At 61.6% G+C, this 15,852-nt stretch carries 15 protein-coding genes; 3 read left to right on the plus strand and 12 right to left on the minus strand.

What is annotated here, in order from left to right; translation table 11 throughout:
• Nucleotides 1-25 precede the first annotated feature (25 nt).
• From N5D61_RS15490 to N5D61_RS15515, 6 genes are all read right to left on the minus strand, one after another.
• Nucleotides 26-2,590: an excinuclease ABC subunit UvrA gene (locus N5D61_RS15490; protein WP_279893436.1), complete on the minus strand. Its 2,565-nt coding sequence runs from the start codon at nt 2,588-2,590 to the stop codon at nt 26-28.
• A 60-nt stretch (nt 2,591-2,650) separates the two neighbouring features.
• Nucleotides 2,651-3,700, minus strand: a complete 1,050-nt coding sequence (locus tag N5D61_RS15495; protein ID WP_108240233.1) for a DNA topoisomerase IB — start codon at nt 3,698-3,700, stop codon at nt 2,651-2,653.
• Nucleotides 3,701-3,786: 86 nt separating this feature from the next.
• Nucleotides 3,787-4,875 (minus strand): molybdenum ABC transporter ATP-binding protein, encoded by a 1,089-nt coding sequence (gene modC, locus N5D61_RS15500; RefSeq protein ID WP_279893437.1) that lies wholly within the window; start codon nt 4,873-4,875, stop codon nt 3,787-3,789.
• A gap of 4 nt (nt 4,876-4,879) precedes the next feature.
• Nucleotides 4,880-5,560, minus strand: coding sequence for a molybdate ABC transporter permease subunit (modB, locus tag N5D61_RS15505; RefSeq protein WP_108240231.1), 681 nt, complete (start codon nt 5,558-5,560; stop codon nt 4,880-4,882).
• The gene (modA, locus tag N5D61_RS15510; RefSeq protein WP_279893438.1) at nt 5,561-6,328 is read right to left on the minus strand and encodes a molybdate ABC transporter substrate-binding protein; all 768 of its coding nucleotides are present in this window, start codon (nt 6,326-6,328) and stop codon (nt 5,561-5,563) included.
• Between the two features lie 123 nt (nt 6,329-6,451).
• Nucleotides 6,452-7,534 (minus strand): nitronate monooxygenase, encoded by a 1,083-nt coding sequence (locus N5D61_RS15515; protein WP_279893439.1) that lies wholly within the window; start codon nt 7,532-7,534, stop codon nt 6,452-6,454.
• Between the two features lie 110 nt (nt 7,535-7,644).
• Between N5D61_RS15515 and N5D61_RS15520 the strand changes: the two genes are divergently transcribed.
• Both N5D61_RS15520 and N5D61_RS15525 read left to right on the plus strand, forming a co-directional pair.
• Nucleotides 7,645-8,283, plus strand: a complete 639-nt coding sequence (locus tag N5D61_RS15520) for a TetR/AcrR family transcriptional regulator (protein ID WP_108240228.1) — start codon at nt 7,645-7,647, stop codon at nt 8,281-8,283.
• Between the two features lie 47 nt (nt 8,284-8,330).
• Complete coding sequence (locus N5D61_RS15525) at nt 8,331-9,314, plus strand: oxidoreductase (RefSeq protein WP_279893440.1); 984 nt, start codon at nt 8,331-8,333, stop codon at nt 9,312-9,314.
• On the opposite strand, the gene N5D61_RS15530 is transcribed toward N5D61_RS15525, so the two are convergent.
• The 5 genes from N5D61_RS15530 to copC form a co-directional block, all read right to left on the minus strand.
• The gene (locus tag N5D61_RS15530) at nt 9,311-9,757 is read right to left on the minus strand and encodes an RES family NAD+ phosphorylase (RefSeq protein WP_279893441.1); all 447 of its coding nucleotides are present in this window, start codon (nt 9,755-9,757) and stop codon (nt 9,311-9,313) included. The two genes, N5D61_RS15525 and N5D61_RS15530, sit on opposite strands and share 4 nt — an antisense overlap.
• Nucleotides 9,758-9,777: 20 nt before the next feature.
• Entirely contained in the window at nt 9,778-10,224 is a 447-nt protein-coding gene (locus N5D61_RS15535) for an antitoxin Xre/MbcA/ParS toxin-binding domain-containing protein (protein WP_279893442.1), read from the minus strand.
• 46 nt (nt 10,225-10,270) lie between these two features.
• Entirely contained in the window at nt 10,271-11,380 is a 1,110-nt protein-coding gene (gene ada / locus N5D61_RS15540) for a bifunctional DNA-binding transcriptional regulator/O6-methylguanine-DNA methyltransferase Ada (RefSeq protein WP_108240388.1), read from the minus strand.
• 82 nt (nt 11,381-11,462) lie between these two features.
• A complete protein-coding gene (copD, locus tag N5D61_RS15545; RefSeq protein WP_108240387.1) occupies nt 11,463-12,326 on the minus strand; it encodes a copper homeostasis membrane protein CopD in 864 nt (287 codons plus the stop codon).
• A gap of 3 nt (nt 12,327-12,329) precedes the next feature.
• Nucleotides 12,330-12,716 (minus strand): copper homeostasis periplasmic binding protein CopC, encoded by a 387-nt coding sequence (gene copC / locus N5D61_RS15550; RefSeq protein WP_108240386.1) that lies wholly within the window; start codon nt 12,714-12,716, stop codon nt 12,330-12,332.
• An 834-nt stretch (nt 12,717-13,550) separates the two neighbouring features.
• On the opposite strand from copC, the gene N5D61_RS15555 reads away from it, so the two are divergent.
• The gene (locus tag N5D61_RS15555; protein WP_108240385.1) at nt 13,551-14,879 is read left to right on the plus strand and encodes an OprD family porin; all 1,329 of its coding nucleotides are present in this window, start codon (nt 13,551-13,553) and stop codon (nt 14,877-14,879) included.
• A gap of 53 nt (nt 14,880-14,932) precedes the next feature.
• Here the strand turns inward: N5D61_RS15555 and N5D61_RS15560 are convergent, their stop codons facing one another.
• Entirely contained in the window at nt 14,933-15,835 is a 903-nt protein-coding gene (locus N5D61_RS15560; protein ID WP_279893443.1) for a 2-hydroxy-3-oxopropionate reductase, read from the minus strand.
• Nucleotides 15,836-15,852: the final 17 nt, after the last annotated feature.

Raw genomic sequence — 15,852 nt, forward strand, 5'->3', positions numbered from 1 at the left:
TCCCGTATCCAGCAGGGGGGGGGTATCAGGGCTTGCGAACAAGTTTCCTGATGAAAGGCGCCGTGCGGCTGGTTTGGGAGCTGGCCACGTGTTCGGGCGTTCCACTGGCCACGACGTTGCCCCCCTCATCGCCGGCGCCCGGTCCGATATCGATCACCCAATCACTCTGCGCAACCACTCGCATTTCATGCTCGACCACGATGACGGTGTGTCCGTTGTCGACCAGGTGATTGAGCTGCTTGAGCAGTCGGTCCACATCGCTGGGGTGCAGGCCCGTCGTGGGCTCATCCAGCACGTAGAGCGTGGCGCCGCGGGCATTACGCTGGAGTTCGGTCGCCAACTTGATACGTTGCGCTTCGCCACCCGACAGTTCAGTGGCCGGTTGGCCCAGGCGCAGATAGCCCAAACCGATGTCATGCAGAACGGTCAGTGCGCGTAACACGCCGGGTTGGGCCGCGAACACCTCGACGGCCTGGTCAACCGTCAGTTGAAGCACCTGGGCAATGGTCAGCCCTTGCCACTGGATGGCCAGTGTCTGCGGGCTGTAACGCGCGCCATGGCAGGTCGGGCAGGGGGCATACACGCTGGGCATGAACAGCAATTCGACACTGACGAAACCTTCACCTTCGCAGCGCTCGCAACGACCTTTGGCGACGTTGAAGGAGAACTGACCGGCGTCATAGCCAGCGGCTTTTGCGTCGTCGGTGGCCGCGAACAGTTTGCGGACATTGTCGAACAGACCGGTGTAAGTCGCGAGATTGGAGCGTGGGGTACGGCCGATCGGTTTCTGATCCACTTGCACCAACCGCTTGATACCCGTGAGGCCGCTCGTGATGCGGCCATCGGTAGGCTGAGGTGAGTCGTCTTCGAGGCTGAGCTCTTCCTGGTCGGGCCCCGTGGCGGGCCGCCCCAATTCATCACCCACCAATTCCAGCAACGCCTGACTGATCAGGCTGGATTTGCCTGATCCGGAGACGCCCGTCACTGAGGTGAAACAGCCCACCGGGAATTCGGCGCTCAGGTCCTTGAGGTTGTTGCGCGTTACCCCCGCCAGACGCAACCAGTCCTTCGGTTGACGCCGATCGGTGCGCAGGTCTTGTCGATCGTCGAACAGGTGCTCTCGGGTTTTTGATGCCTCGACCTGCGCCAGGCCTGCGGGCGGGCCGCTGTACAGTACCCGTCCACCTTGTTCGCCGGCAGCCGGGCCGACGTCCACCAGCCAATCGGCCCGGCGCATGGTTTCGACATCATGCTCGACCACGAACAGCGAGTTGCCCGCGGCCTTGAGCTGCTGAAGAGCAGCGAACAGCGCTTCGCTGTCGGCCGGGTGAAGTCCGGCGGAGGGCTCATCCAGCACGTAGATCACGCCAAACAATTGCGACCCGAGCTGTGTAGCCAGCCGCAGGCGTTGCAGTTCCCCCGAAGAAAGGGTGGGTGTGCTCCGATCGAGCGAGAGGTAGCCCAGGCCCAGATCGGTCAGGGTGCGGACCCGAGCCAGCAGGTCCTGAGCGATGCGCTCGGCGGCAAGCTTCTTCTCCACGGAAGCGCCCGTCGCGTCGTCTCCCGCTGCGACGGGGGCCAGGATATCGGCCAGGCGTAGCAGAGGCATCTGCGACAGCTCGCCGATGTCCAGCCCAGCGAACTTCACTGAAAGCGCTTCACGCTTCAACCGTTTGCCATCGCACAGCGGGCAGGGACTGCCGCGCATGAACTGAGAAACACGCTTTTTCATGAGCGCGCTTTGTGAATGGGTAAACGTATGCAGAACATACCGCCGGGCGCCGATGAAAGTCCCCTGATAGCTGGGTTCAAGCTTGCGCTTGAGCGCTTGACGGGTCTGTTCGGGCGTCATGCCTGCATACACGGGGGCGGTGGGCTGATCCTCTGTGTACAGAATCCAATCGCGTTGTTTTTTCGGCAGGTCGCGCCAAGGGATGTCCACGTCATACCCCAGCGTCACCAGGATGTCCCGCTGGTTTTGCCCTTGCCAGGCCGGAGGCCAGGAAGCAATCGCGCGTTGGCGGATGGTCAGGGAATCATCCGGCACCATCAGCTCTTCAGGCACTTCATAGACCCGGCCAAGCCCATGGCATTCGGGACAGGCGCCCTGCGGCAGGTTGGGTGAAAAGTCTTCTGCATAGAGCATCGGTTGCCCGGCGGGGTAGTCGCCGGCGCGAGAGTACAGCATGCGAATAAGACTCGACAGCGTGGTCACGCTGCCGACCGAGGAGCGAGTGCTGGGCGTGCCACGTTGCTGCTGCAGCGCCACGGCAGGCGGCAGACCGTCGATGGCGTCCACGTCCGGGACGCCGACCTGATCGATCAGACGCCTGGCATAAGGTGCGACCGATTCGAAATAGCGGCGCTGCGCCTCGGCGTACAGCGTCGAGAAGGCGAGTGAAGATTTGCCCGAGCCGGAAACGCCCGTGAACACCACAAGCGCATCGCGAGGAATGTCGACGTCGACGTTCTTGAGATTGTGCTCGCGCGCGCCCCGCACCCTCACGAAACCGGTACGGTCGGGCGGCGCATTGGACGAGGCGTCGGAGGGCGGATTGGCTTTTTCAGGCGGTTGTGGCGCAGTCGTCATGGTGGGCCTTGTTCAGCGGTGGCAACGCGCAGCTCATCTGCGCGGGCGGTACACGGTGACTCAGGGGGTCTCCTCTCGCAACCGCTCGGCGACTTGCAGGCCGTTGAGGAAACCGGCGAGCGCTGCTTCCTCGAGGCGCAAGCCTTTGCGTTGCCGTGAGCGAGGCAGTTTAGCCAATTCGCCAATCACGAACGCTTCCAGTACCGCCGGGTGGATATAGCATTTGCGGCACACAGCAGGCGTGTTGCCCAGCAGTCGGGCCACTTCCTTGACCATGGCGACAATGTGCTTCTTCGCATCGGATTCCGGTTCCCAGTCCAGTTTACGCAACGTCGCCAGGGCCATGGCGCTGCCAGCCCAAGTGCGGTAGTCCTTCGCGGTGAAGTCGGCGCCGGTCAGTTGATGCAGGTACTGATTGATGTCGTGGGAACTTACGGTGTGCCGCTGACCCTCATCGTCGAGGTACTGGAACAGGTTTTGACCAGGCAGCTCCATGCAACGCTTGATGATGTTCGCCAGGCGTCGGTCGGTCACGCTGACCTGATGCTCGACGCCGCTCTTGCCGCGAAACTGGAACAAAATCTTGCTGCCACGCACGTCCACATGTTTGTTGCGCAAGGTGGTCAGGCCATAGGAACGGTTGTCCCGTGCGTACTGGCTGTTGCCGATTCGGATCAGCGTCTGGTCCAGCAACGACACCACCGCCGCCATGACTTTCTCTCGGCCCATGCCCGGGGCTGCCAGTTGGGCTTCCAGTTGTTTGCGCACCTTGGGCAGCGCCGCGCCGAAGGCGATCATGCGCGAGTACTTGTTCTCATCTCGGATCTCTCGCCAGCGCGGGTGATAACGGTATTGTTTGCGTCCTCGCGCATCGCGCCCGGTGGCCTGAAGGTGGCCCTGCGGGTCGGCACAGATCCACACATCCTTATAGGCAGGCGGGATGACCAGGGCATTGATGCGTTTGATCTGCGCCTCATCGCGTATGCGTTCGCCGTGGGTATCGAAATAGGCGAATTTGCCCCGCAGGATCTTGCGGGTGAAGCCCGGCTGACTGTCATCGACGTAATGCAGGTCTTTGGGCAGGTCTTCGATGTGGGTGACGTCCGGCATGAGCAGCGGTCCTGATAACGAGTCTCTTGGTTGACCGTTCCCATGCGCAGTCGTGCCGGAATTCTGATCGGATTGTCAGTGACGCTTCACGCCAGCACCGCCACTGACTTGATCTGCGCCCAGAGCTGCTGGCCCGCTCTGAGGTGCAATTGGTCCCGGGAGTAGCGGGTGATCCGCGCCAGCAACGGAGTGCCCGCGGCGTCGAGCCTGACCAGCACGTGGGCCGCGTTGTCCGCAGCCGCTTCGCTGACCACGGTCACCGGCAAGCGATTGAGGATGCTGCTGTGGTCCTCGGCTTGCAGGCTCAGGCTGACGTCCCGGGCTTGCACCTTGAAGCGTAGCCCTCTGCCGGTCGCCACAGCGCTGTGGGCAACGCGCAAGGTGAGGTCGCTGTGGGGAATCCGCACGGTGACCAATTGGTAAGCCTTGTCGTAGGCGTCGACGACGCCTTCGATGACGACGCCCGCATCGTCTCCCATGGCCAGTGGCAGGTCGAGGCGGGCGAGGGTTTCGCCGATGGGGCCGCTGGCCAGCGCGCGGCCACCGTCGAGCAGCACCAGGTGATCGGCCAGGCGCGCGACCTCGTCCTGGGAATGGCTGACGTACACCATGGGAATCTCGAGTTCGGCGTGCAGGCGTTCCAGATAGGGCAGGATCTCTGCCTTTCGCGGGGCGTCCAGTGCGGCCAAGGGCTCATCGAGCAGCAACAGGCGAGGGCTGGTCAGCAGCGCGCGTGCGATGCCGACGCGCTGGCGTTCGCCGCCCGAAAGCTTGTCGGGACGTCGCGCCAGCAGATGATCGATGCCCAGCAACGTGGTCGCCTGTTCGAGGTCCACTCGACGCTCGGCGGGGGCGACGCGTTTCAGCCCGAAGTCCAGGTTACCCCGCACGGTCAGGTGCTCGAACAGGCTGGCTTCTTGAAACACGTAGCCCAGTGCACGCTTGTACGGCGGGACGAATAGGCGAGTGCTGGTGTCCTGCCAGACCTGGCCGTTGATCGAGATGTAACCGCGGGCCGCCGCTTCAAGCCCGGCAATGCAGCGCAGGCAGGTGGTCTTGCCCGAGCCGGATTGGCCATACAAGGCCGTCACGCCCTGTCCCGGCAGCGACAAATCAAGGTCAACGTCGAAGTCGGGAAACGTCAGGTTCAATCGAATATCGAGGGATGAAGTCATGGGATCAGCGCCAGGCTGCTTGGGTCTTGCCGCGGGAATAGAGCACCAACAGGACCAGGAAGGAGAACGCCAGCATGGCACCGGCCAGCCAGTGTGCTTGTGTGTATTCCATGGATTCGACGTGGTTGTAGATTTGCGTCGACACCACGCGGGTTCGCTCCGGAATGTTGCCGCCGATCATGAGTACCACGCCGAATTCTCCGACGGTGTGGGCAAACCCCAGGATCGCACCCGTGACGAAACCCGGGCGCGCCAGCGGCAACACCACTGAGAAGAACGTGTCCAGCGGACTGGCGCGCAGGGTGGCGGCCACTTCTAGCGGGCGCGGGCCGATGGCCATGAAGGCGTTTTGCAAAGGTTGAACCACAAACGGCATGGAATACAGCACCGACCCGACCACCAGGCCGCTGAAGCTGAAGGTCAGGCTGCCGAGCCCCAGGCTCTCCAGAAACCGGCCCACCGCGCCGTTCGGCCCGAGGAACAGCAGCAGGTAGAAGCCGATGACCGTCGGCGGCAGCACCAACGGCAAGGCCACCACTGCGCCAACGGGCCCCTTGAGCCAGGAGCGCGTGTGCGCCAGCCACAGCGCCACAGGAGTGCCGAGGATCAGCAGGATCAGGGTCGTCAGGGAGGCCAGTTTCAGGGTCAGCCAAATGGCGGCAAAGTCCGCGCTGCTGAGCGGCATTTACAGCTGGTACCCGAACGACTTGATCACAGCAGCGGCTTTCGGGCCCTTGAGGTAATCCATCAACGCCTTGGCGGCGGGGTTGTCCTTGCCTTTGTTGAGGATCACCGCGTCTTGTCGGATCGGCTCATGCAGGTCGGCGGGCACGATCCAGGCCGAGCCACTGCTCAGCTTGCCATCTTTGTACACTTGCGAAAGGGCGACGAAACCCAACTCGGCATTGCCTGTCTGCACGAACTGATAGGCCTGGGCAATGCTCTGGCCTTCAACGATCCGCGCTTTGGTGGCCTCGGTCAGGCCCAGTTTTTCCAGCACCTGCGTCGCAGCGAGGCCGTAGGGGGCTGTTTTAGGATTGGCGATCGAGAGGTGCTGGTAATCGGGACTCTTCAGCACCTCGCCTTTGTCATCGACATAGCCTGCCTTGGCCGACCACAGGGCCAAGGTGCCGACCGCATACGTGAACCGCGAGCCCTTTACGCTTTCGTTCTCGCTTTCCAGCTTGGCTGGGGTCGTGTCATCCGCCGACAGGAACACCTCGAAAGGCGCGCCGTTCTTGATCTGGGTATAGAACTGCCCAGTCGCTCCGTACGAGGCGACCAGCGTATGACCGGTGTCCTTCTCGAAGTCCTTGGCGATCGCCTGGATCGGCGCGGTGAAGTTGGCCGCGACGGCGACCTGTACTTCATCGGCATAACAGGTCGCGGCCGACAAGGCGAACAGGGCGATCGTCAAGGAAGTGAACGGGATCCGAAAGGGGGTGGCGCGCATTGAAGCAGCTCCATGATGGCTGGGACAGGGTGATCACGGAACCGCCGGAGGTCGGTCAACCGCTATGCAGTGAAATATATAGCGACTGATCACCTCAAGGAAGCCCGACGTACACCGTGTAGGTCAGCTGCGGATGCCGCTGAGCCGAGCCAGGGCCCCAATTGCAAGCTCTCGGGTCAGTGTTTCGGCTGGTAAAGCATGCTTGATGCCTACGGCCTGGCCTGCCCACAGGTTCATGAAGCCCTCGTCGCCTTTGGCTTCAGCCTGGCTGCGCAAGGGCATCAGCGCACCCCCGGCCGTTGGAAAGGCAGGGGCGCGGGGGTTCATCGGGCCGATCTCCCGCATGATGCGGTTGACGATCCCGCGCGCCGGGCGACCGGTGAAAAGGTTGGTCAGCGCTGTCTGGCTGTCGGTTGCCGACGCGAGCGCCGTGCGGTGCAGGGTCGAGATCCGGGCTTGTGAGGTGAACAAGTAGGCGGTCCCCATTTGGACCGCAGCGGCGCCGAGCATGAACGCGGCGGAAATCCCGCGGCTGTCGGCGATGCCGCCGGCGGCGATGACCGGGACGCTGACGGCGTCGACGACTTGTGGCACCAGTGCCAGTGTGCCGATCTGGGTGTGCAACTGGTCGCTGAGGAACATGCCGCGATGCCCTCCGGCCTCGTACCCCATGGCAATGATCGCGTCGCATCCATGCTGCTCCAGCCAGATGGCTTCCTCGACATTCGTTGCGGAGGAAACGATGACAGCGCCGGTGGCCTTGACGCGTTCGACGAGGGGCGCGGCGGGCAGGCCAAAATGGAAACTGACCACTTGCGGCTTGAGGTTTTCGACCAAGGCACAACTGGCCTCGTCGAATGGGGCCCGGTTCGAGCGCGGCGTAGGCGCCTCGAAGTCGGCCTTCAGTTCTTGATAGTAAGGCTTGAGGAGTTGCTTCCAGGCCTCATCGGCTGCTGCATTGGGCGCCGGGTTTTGGTGGCTGAAAAAATTGAGGTTCAACGGCGCGCGAGTCCCGGCGCGGATCAATGCCACCTCCTCGATGATCTGTTCATGGCTGAGCATCGCGCAGGGCAGCGACGGCAGCCCACCGGCTCGCCCGACGGCGATGGCCAGTTCCGAGCCTGCAGCCCCTGCCATGGGTGCAAGCAGAATGGGGACTTCGATGCCGAGTAACTTGAGCAACCGGGTGTCAGGCCAGGCAATCATGGGCAGCTTCTCCTGAAAGGCTCTTTTCCGCTGGCGACGCGGTGAGGGCGTCGATTATTTTTTTCAGTGCGCGGTTGATTTAATAGACGGTCAGTCTAATATGCAACCCCATGAATGACTCGACTGTTAAACCCAGACGCCCAGGTCGGCCGCCGAAAATCGCCCGTCCGGATGACTTCGACACCCGTGAAGCGCTGATTCGGTGTGGCGTGGAAGTCTTGACCGAACAGGGCTTCATGGCCACCGGTATCGACGGCCTTCTCAAGCGCGTTGGCGTGCCGAAAGGGTCGTTCTATCACTATTTCGCGAGCAAAGAGGCGTTCGGTCTCGACGTCCTGGCCAGCTATGCCGGGTATTTTGCCCGGCGGCTGGACCGCTGGCTGCTGGACGAGTCGCTTTCACCTTTGGAGCGACTGGCCGGGTTCGTGCAACACTCAAAGGCCAGCATGGCGCGTTATGACTACCGCCGGGGTTGTCTGGTCGGCAACATGGGTCAGGAAGTCAGCGTCTTGCCCGAAGGGTTCCGAGGCGCGCTGGAAGCCATCTTCCTCGACTGGCAGCGACGACTGTGCCGGTGTTTCGAAGCCGCTAAAGAGGCGGGCGAACTGCCCCGACACACCGATTGCGCTGAGTTGGCGGCTTATTTCTGGATCGGCTGGGAGGGCGCGGTGCTTCGTGCTCGGCTGGTCCAAGGCGACGCTCCCCTTAACACCTTCATCAGCGGATTTCTCCGTGGCCTGCCACGGTGATTTTCCGGTTCTATTTATAGACGATTGGTCTATACCGGAGGCAAACCATGTTTAACGGCGTTTTGATCGACAAGGATGACGGCGGCTACCAGGTAAAGCTCACCGCCATTGACGAGGCACAATTGCCTCAAGGCGATGTGACGGTACGCGTGGCCCACAGCACGCTCAACTATAAGGATGCCTTGGCCATCACCAACAAGGGGCCCATCGTGCGCAGTTTCCCGATGGTGCCCGGCGTCGATCTGGCGGGCACGGTCGAACACAGCAGTGATCCGGACTTCTCGCCGGGTGACCGCGTGTTGCTCAATGGTTGGGGCGTGGGCGAGGGGCATTGGGGTGGGCTGGCACAGAAGGCACGGGTGCAGGGGAAGTGGTTGATTCCGTTGCCCACGGCCTTCTCGACAGAGCAAGCCATGGCCATTGGCACGGCGGGTTACACCGCGATGCTTGCGGTCATGGCGTTAGAAAGGAACGGCGTGACGCCTGACAAGGGCGAGGTGCTGGTCACTGGCGCGAACGGGGGCGTGGGCAGTTTTTCCATCGCGATCCTGGCCCGGCTGGGCTATCGCGTCGTCGCCTCGACCGGGCGCCTGAGCGAAGCCGACTACCTCAAGCGACTGGGTGCCGCCGAGATCATCGATCGGGCAACCCTCGCCGAGCCGGGGCGGCCGCTGGCCAAAGAGCGCTGGGCAGGTGCCATCGATTCAGTGGGCAGCCACACATTGGCGAATATCTGTGCCAGCACCCGCTATTGGGGCACCGTCGCCGCCTGCGGCCTGGCGCAAGGCATGGATTTTCCTGCCTCGGTCGCACCGTTCATCCTGCGCGGGGTGACCCTGGCAGGAATTGACAGCGTGATGCGGCCGCGTGAAGACCGCATTCGGGCTTGGGACCGCCTGGCGAAAGACCTCGACCCTGCGGCACTCGCCTTGATCACCCACCCCATTGGTTTGTCAGACGTGATCGAGACGGCCCATCGTTTGATGGCTGGCGAGGTGCGCGGGCGGGTCGTGGTCGATACTCAGCGCTAGAGCGCCCTCGAACGCTGCGGGCGGCCGCAGACGAAGTCGGTGACCTGCAGCACCTGGATTCGGTCGCAGGCGGGGTGCCTGGGATTGATCATCAGCCAGCGGACCTGCTGCAGGGTGGCCGATGGTACGATCAATCCCAAGTGTTCGCCCTTGGCCAGCCATTCACTGCCAAGCGTCATGCTCGGCTTGTCTGCTGGCAAAGCGTCCCAGTCTTTGGGCAACTGCGCTGCCGTCAACTCCAGGTACAACTCAGGGGTGGCCGGCAGTCGCAGGTGCATCAGTTTCAATGGCAGACGCGGCAGATGGCCGGCCATCCACGTCGTGTCCCACACGCAGGTCGCTGGAGTCAGTCCCAGGTAAAGCGCAGGGTGCTCGGGGTAATTCCAGCGCCCTCCGTATTGCGCCGCCCCTTCACCGGAAAAGTCGAATATGGCGTCGGCCATGGCGAGTCTCCAGGCGTGCATCAGGCCGCCCCTCCGTGTGCCAGTGCCGCCAGGACCCGCCGCGCCTGCATGGCGCCGATTTCGGTTTCACACAGCGTGAGCGGCGTTTGGTCGTTCAGCGCAGGATTCTCGGTCATGATCCAGCGTTGCGCCGTCAACTGATCATTGAACACCTCGGCAGCACGCATGGCCAACGAGGCGATGCGATCGACACGTTCGGAGCTGACGACGTCCAGCGGCCGTCGCTGTTTCAGGCGACGTTCCAGCGTCGACATCGAGGCGTTGAGCAGCGTCTCCAGTTGCCTGTTGCTCAGTTGAAATGCGGCCCGTATCGCCTTGACCCAGCCCGGGGGAAAGCCGCTTCGGATATACGCCAGACGTTCGGTTTCGTTGCGCGTATCGAGCTGATCGGCGATCAGCCAGAAAGCAGGTGCAGCGGTGATCGACGGTTGAAATAGGCTAGGCACGTCCATACTCCCGTGTCGGAAATTTCGACCCGAAACTACGCCCCTGTCACGTTTTCTCAAGGCCTAAGCTGTTACCTGAGGTTGCCTGTGTTTCACGCTCAAGCAGGCGGCGCTTGCGTTCCACACCCCAGCGATAGCCTGACAACGCCCCGTCGCTGCGGACCACGCGATGGCAGGGGATGGCGACGGCCAGGTGATTGGCTCCGCAGGCTTGCGCCACTGCGCGAAACGAGGTGGGCGCCCCGATGCGTTTCGCGATGTCCGCGTAACTGGCGGTGGCGCCAGGGGGAATGTCCTTCAGCGCCTGCCACACCCGCTGCTGAAAGGCGGTTCCCCGTAGATCCAGCGGCAGGTCGAGGCCCAGCCCCGGCGCCTCGACGAACCCCACGACCTGTGCGACCACGCGGGCAAAGTCCGGGTCGTCACCGATCAATGTCGCAGCATGAAACTGGTCTTGCAGATCGATCAGCAGTCGTTCGGGATCGTCCCCCAGCAGAATGGCGCAGATCCCGCGCACACTTTGCGCGACAAGAATCGACCCGAGCGAGCATTCGCCAATGGCGAAGTGAATCGCGTCCTTGCCACCGCCATTTCGATAGTCTGACGGCGTCATGCCCAGCAGTTGATCAGTGGCGGCGTAGAACCGACTGTTGGAATTGAACCCAGCGTCGTACATGGCCTCGGTGATGCTGCACCGGTCGGCCAACCGAGTGCGGACCTTGTCGGCCCGGTGCCCATTGGCCCAAGTTTTCGGCGTGACGCCGGTGACGGCCTTGAACACCCGGTGAAAATGCCAGGGGCTCATGCCTGCATGGGCGGCCAGTTCATTGAGGCTCAATGGCTGCTCTGCTTCGGCGATGCGTCGGCAGGCCTGCTGGACCAGGACAGTGTAATGCTCCATCAACTGCGTCTGATCGCCGCTCGCGCGCTTACTGGGGCGGTAGCCCGCCGCCTCGGCTTGTTCGGCATTGTCGAAAAAGACCACGTTTTCCGGGCGCGGCAAGCGTGACACGCTGCTCGGGCGGCAGTAGATGCCCGTCGTGCGTACGGCGTAGACGAAGCGCCCGTCCGCGGCCGGGTCCCGTGCCAGCACGGAAGCCCAGCGAGGGTCGTCTTCTGTGCGGGGGGCGAGGGGCTGAAGGGTGCGCGGGGCCATGGTCGATTCCTTTGGAAAGCCTGCTGAGCTCACACAATAGTCTGGGGGCGCTCCCGTGAAACTCCGACTCTTGCGCTCGAATTCAGCCCGACATGGGGGGAAGGGTGCCCAAAAGCGAGACCGCGATCAATGCGGCAGCGCCAAACAGGCCCTCCAACACGATGCTCCGGCTTAGCAACGAAATGTTCATCCTCGGCGCCCGTGCCAGGCGGCGATTGAGGCCTGCCAACGTGAGCATGCAGAGCACCATGGCGACTTTGACCGTCAGTACCTGGCCGAATCCTGCGAACGGTGGGTCTGGCCAGAAACCGCCACTCAACGCCCAAACGTTGATCATGCCCGTGGTGACGATCAGCGCCACCAGTGCGTACCCGATGCCACTGAAGCGGATCAGTACACGTCGAACATCGATCTCGGAGCGGCTCGTGAGCAGGACAGCCAGCATCAGCAGGCCACCCAGCCAGCTCGCGGTGCTGGCCAAGTGCACGGCCTGATTGAGGATCAGCAAGGCACCCTGCGTGCCATCGAACATCGCGCCGTGGCCAACGGGTGCCAACGTGAACAAGAGTAGGGCGCTGATCGACAGCCTGGGCAGCGGCGCGAGTTTCTGCCCGAGGAGCAGTAACAGCCCGCAGAGCAGCAGATGAAGGCACCAGATACGACCAAAAAACGTGTGGCTCAGCACCAAGCGATGGGTATTCAGCGAAAAAGCATCCTGCCAGTCACCCGTCATACTGGCGGCGGTCAGCATCAGCCAGCCGACGGCGCTGAGCAAAGCGAGCACCACCAGGCGGTTGAGCGCGCGGTCGAGACGTACGCGCGCCGGGCTGACTTCAAACCCGGGTAAGCGGGACCGGAACAGCACGTGCCGAAACACGCTGCAACCGAACAGCAGCGATACGGCGCCGAAATGCAGGAATCGGCACAGAATCAGTCCTTCGTGCATGGGTCAGGGCGTGACGGTGAAGCGGTAGAGACCTTCGCTTTTATGGGTGTCGACGGACACCGCGTGCCATTCGACCTTGTACTTGCCCGGTGCCAGCGGCACGGAAGGGACGACGATGAGCACTTTCTTGTCAGCCGGATCGGTGGCGATGCTTTGCGTCTGGATGATTTCGGTAGTGTCGCCCGGGCGATCTCGGCTGATGGCGACTTTGGTGAACGTGTCCTCAACCCCTTCCGAGAAATTCAACCGCAGCTCCTTTGGCGACGTGACCTCGCTATCTGCAGCAGGCTGCTGGCTCTCCAGATGGGCATGGGCAAATGCAGAGGACGAAGCGAAACTGGCCAGCAATGGCAGGCAGGTCAGGGCAATTTTCAAGCGATGATCAGGCATCCAGGCACCTTTGCAATGACGGCTGCAACGTCCGTGACAGAACGACGCGCGCCGATTTAGACAAAATGGAGCGCTACTAGACCAGAAACCGTGCGCCGACTCCAGCCAATATCCGTTTCGTCGGCCGCTCGACGCCGATCGGTTCGAGGGGGAGGAAAGTGTGTTTGGTCTACGGTGGAGTGCCGATAGGGGGATTTCCAAGGCCGGCGCAATCACACGACGGATGGATAACATGAAGAAAAGTTAACTCAACTGAACTTGCCTGATTCTGCACAATAACCGGATTAAAGCGTGGAGTATTAGCGGCAGGGGAGTATTGAAAAACACCCTATAAATCAATCTGGGCTTTATTGAAGATGAATAATTATTTAAATAAAAAAAGCCACCGCACAGGCGTGAGGTGGCTGAAAAAGTCTTACCAAAGGAATGATGAAGTGGAGCAAGATTCAATGACCTGATGCTGCGGATTCATCAGGTAATGGAGTCGTGTGCTTCATCGACGACAACGGTAACACCAATAGGAAGTTTCAAACTATTACGAAAATCGATAGTGACTATCACCTCCCGTTGAGGATTCACTCGTCGGAAAAGTGTTAAAAAACTTTGGCCGGTGGAGCACACCGGGTAAACAGGGGGCGCATGGCGTCTCACTGAATCATAAAGAAACAGGCCCGAAGCCTGTGGTATTGCCGTGAGAATTGATTACGGTATCGATATTTTCAGCCCATCTGCCGTAGCGCGATTTCCACCGTTTCATATTTCGCCTGAACTCAGGGGGAAGCCCTTTATCTCAGGATTGTGAAACGTGGTTCTTAATTGAGACAGGGGATAACAATGACGTTTGTGAAGTGGAACCTCGTAACGCTGGCGGTTTCGCTGGGCGTGAGCCAATGGGCATCGGCGGGGGTCGTCAGCGATCAGGCCGACGCCAAAGGCTTCGTCGAAGACAGCAGCCTGACCGTGCACTTGAAGAACTACTATTTCAACCGAGACGTCAGAGATCACGCGCCTGACCGCAAGGACTGGACGCAGGGGGTACTGGGTAATTTCAGCTCAGGGTTCACCCAGGGCACCGTCGGTTTTGGCGTCGACGCCTACGGCTACTGGGGCATCAAGCTCGATGGCGGTGGCGGCACCACGGGTACCGGGAATCTGCCGGTCGACAGCCATGGCAACCCCGAAGACGAATACGGCACCGCCGGCGGCGCCATCAAGATGCGCATTTCCAAGACCGAACTGCGCTACGGCGACCTGATGCCCACCGCGCCCGTTTTCGCCGCGGGCGGTTCGCGGCTGTTCCCGCAGACCGCGACGGGCTTCAACCTGCTGAGCAGCGACATCGCCGGGCTTGAACTCGATGGTGGGCATTTCACCGGTGGCAACGGACCGGTCACCACCAATCATGATCACGATATCTACGCCTCTTATGCGGGCGTCACGGCGTCAAGCATCGATTACGCCGGCGGTAAATATGCTTTCAGCGACAACCTGACAGCCAGCTTGTACGCCTCCAATCTGAAGGATGTATGGGACCAGTACTACGCCAATATCAACTACACCCAGGCTATTACCGACGCGCAGTCCGTCAACCTGGATTTCAATATCTATCGCACCAATGATGAAGGCTCCGCCAAGGCCGGCGACATCAGTAACACCACGTGGTCGATGGCAGCGGCGTACTCCTTCCTGACCGCTCACACCTTGACCCTGGCCTACCAGAAAGTGCATGGCGACACGCCGTTTGACTACGTGGCCTTCGGAATTAACGGCCCAGGTGACACTGCGGACTCCATCTTCCTCGCCAACTCTGTGCAATATTCCGACTTCAACGGTCCTGGCGAAAAATCCTGGCAAGCTCGATATGACTTGAACATGGCCAGCTATGGCGTGCCGGGGCTGAGTTTCATGGCGCGTTACATCACCGGCGACAACATCGACGGTTCTCACATGCCGGCCAACAGTACCTATGTCAACTATGGGTACGGCGACGACGGCAAGCACCACGAGACCGACATTGAAGCCAAGTATGTCGTGCAGTCCGGCCCGGCCAAGGATCTGTCGCTGCGCATGCGCCAGTCCTTCCACCGTGCCAACGCCGATCAGGCAGAGGGCGACAACAACGAACTGCGCCTGATTGCGGATTACCCGATCAACGTCTTCTGATTCCCACGCTCACGACGCCAGGCGCTCGCACGAGACGCCTGGCGCTGTCACCCTCAATCCGCGGTTTGGCCGGCGCGGATCGAGAAGTTCGACATATGCTCCAGCCCCTTGATCAATCCAGAGTGGTCCCAACCACTGCCGCCCAGGGCAGCACAGGTGCTGAACACCTGTTGAGCATTGGCCGTGTTGGGTAGGTTCAGGCTCAACTCTTTCGCGCCTTCCAACGCCAGGTTCAGATCCTTCTGATGCAGGGCGATCCGGAAGCCGGGGTCGAAGGTGCCTTTGATCATGCGTTCGCCGTGAACTTCCAGAATCTTCGACGACGCGAAACCGCCCATCAGTGCTTCCCTGACCTTGGCCGGATCGGCACCGTTCCTGGCCGCAAACAGCAGCGCTTCGGCCACCGCCTGAATGTTCAACGCAACGATGATCTGGTTCGCCACCTTGGCCGTCTGGCCATCGCCGTTGCCGCCGACCAGGGTGATGTTCTTGCCCATGGCCTGAAACAGTGGCAAGGCGCGCTCGAAAGTACCGGGCTCGCCGCCGACCATGATGCTGAGCGTCGCCGCCTTGGCGCCCACTTCGCCGCCGGAAACCGGCGCGTCGAGGTACTGCGCGCCCGTGGCCGTGATGCGTTCGGCAAAGCGCTTGGTGGCGGAGGGGGAGATCGAGCTCATGTCAATCACGACCTTGCCGGGGCCGGTCCCTTCGCTCAGGCCATTTTCGCCGAACAGTACGTCGTCGACCTGAGGGGTGTCGGGCAGCATGACAATGACGAATTCGGCTTCCTGGGCGACTTCACGGGGGTTGTTCAACACCGTGGCGCCGCCGTCTACCAGGGCCTCGGGCGGTGCGATGAAGTGGCTGGACAGGATCAGTCGATGCCCTGCTTTCTGTAGGTTGTCCGCCATGGGCTGGCCCATGATGCCGGTGCCGATAAAACCGATGTTAGCCATGTGAGGTTCCTCTCTTT

The organism is Pseudomonas sp. GD03842, from assembly GCF_029841165.1.
Lineage (GTDB): Bacteria > Pseudomonadota > Gammaproteobacteria > Pseudomonadales > Pseudomonadaceae > Aquipseudomonas.

Bases quoted from the DNA above. Each gene is read 5' to 3' on its own strand.
- N5D61_RS15490 (WP_279893436.1), bottom strand. From the start codon at position 2,590: ATGACGACTGCGCCACAACCGCCTGAAAAAGCCAATCCGCCCTCCGAC.
- N5D61_RS15495 (WP_108240233.1), bottom strand. From the start codon at position 3,700: ATGCCGGACGTCACCCACATCGAAGACCTGCCCAAAGACCTGCATTAC.
- modC (WP_279893437.1), bottom strand. From the start codon at position 4,875: ATGACTTCATCCCTCGATATTCGATTGAACCTGACGTTTCCCGACTTC.
- modB (WP_108240231.1), bottom strand. From the start codon at position 5,560: ATGCCGCTCAGCAGCGCGGACTTTGCCGCCATTTGGCTGACCCTGAAA.
- modA (WP_279893438.1), bottom strand. From the start codon at position 6,328: ATGCGCGCCACCCCCTTTCGGATCCCGTTCACTTCCTTGACGATCGCC.
- N5D61_RS15515 (WP_279893439.1), bottom strand. From the start codon at position 7,534: ATGATTGCCTGGCCTGACACCCGGTTGCTCAAGTTACTCGGCATCGAA.
- N5D61_RS15520 (WP_108240228.1), top strand. From the start codon at position 7,645: ATGAATGACTCGACTGTTAAACCCAGACGCCCAGGTCGGCCGCCGAAA.
- N5D61_RS15525 (WP_279893440.1), top strand. From the start codon at position 8,331: ATGTTTAACGGCGTTTTGATCGACAAGGATGACGGCGGCTACCAGGTA.
- N5D61_RS15530 (WP_279893441.1), bottom strand. From the start codon at position 9,757: ATGGCCGACGCCATATTCGACTTTTCCGGTGAAGGGGCGGCGCAATAC.
- ada (WP_108240388.1), bottom strand. From the start codon at position 11,380: ATGGCCCCGCGCACCCTTCAGCCCCTCGCCCCCCGCACAGAAGACGAC.
- copD (WP_108240387.1), bottom strand. From the start codon at position 12,326: ATGCACGAAGGACTGATTCTGTGCCGATTCCTGCATTTCGGCGCCGTA.
- copC (WP_108240386.1), bottom strand. From the start codon at position 12,716: ATGCCTGATCATCGCTTGAAAATTGCCCTGACCTGCCTGCCATTGCTG.
- N5D61_RS15555 (WP_108240385.1), top strand. From the start codon at position 13,551: ATGACGTTTGTGAAGTGGAACCTCGTAACGCTGGCGGTTTCGCTGGGC.
- N5D61_RS15560 (WP_279893443.1), bottom strand. From the start codon at position 15,835: ATGGCTAACATCGGTTTTATCGGCACCGGCATCATGGGCCAGCCCATG.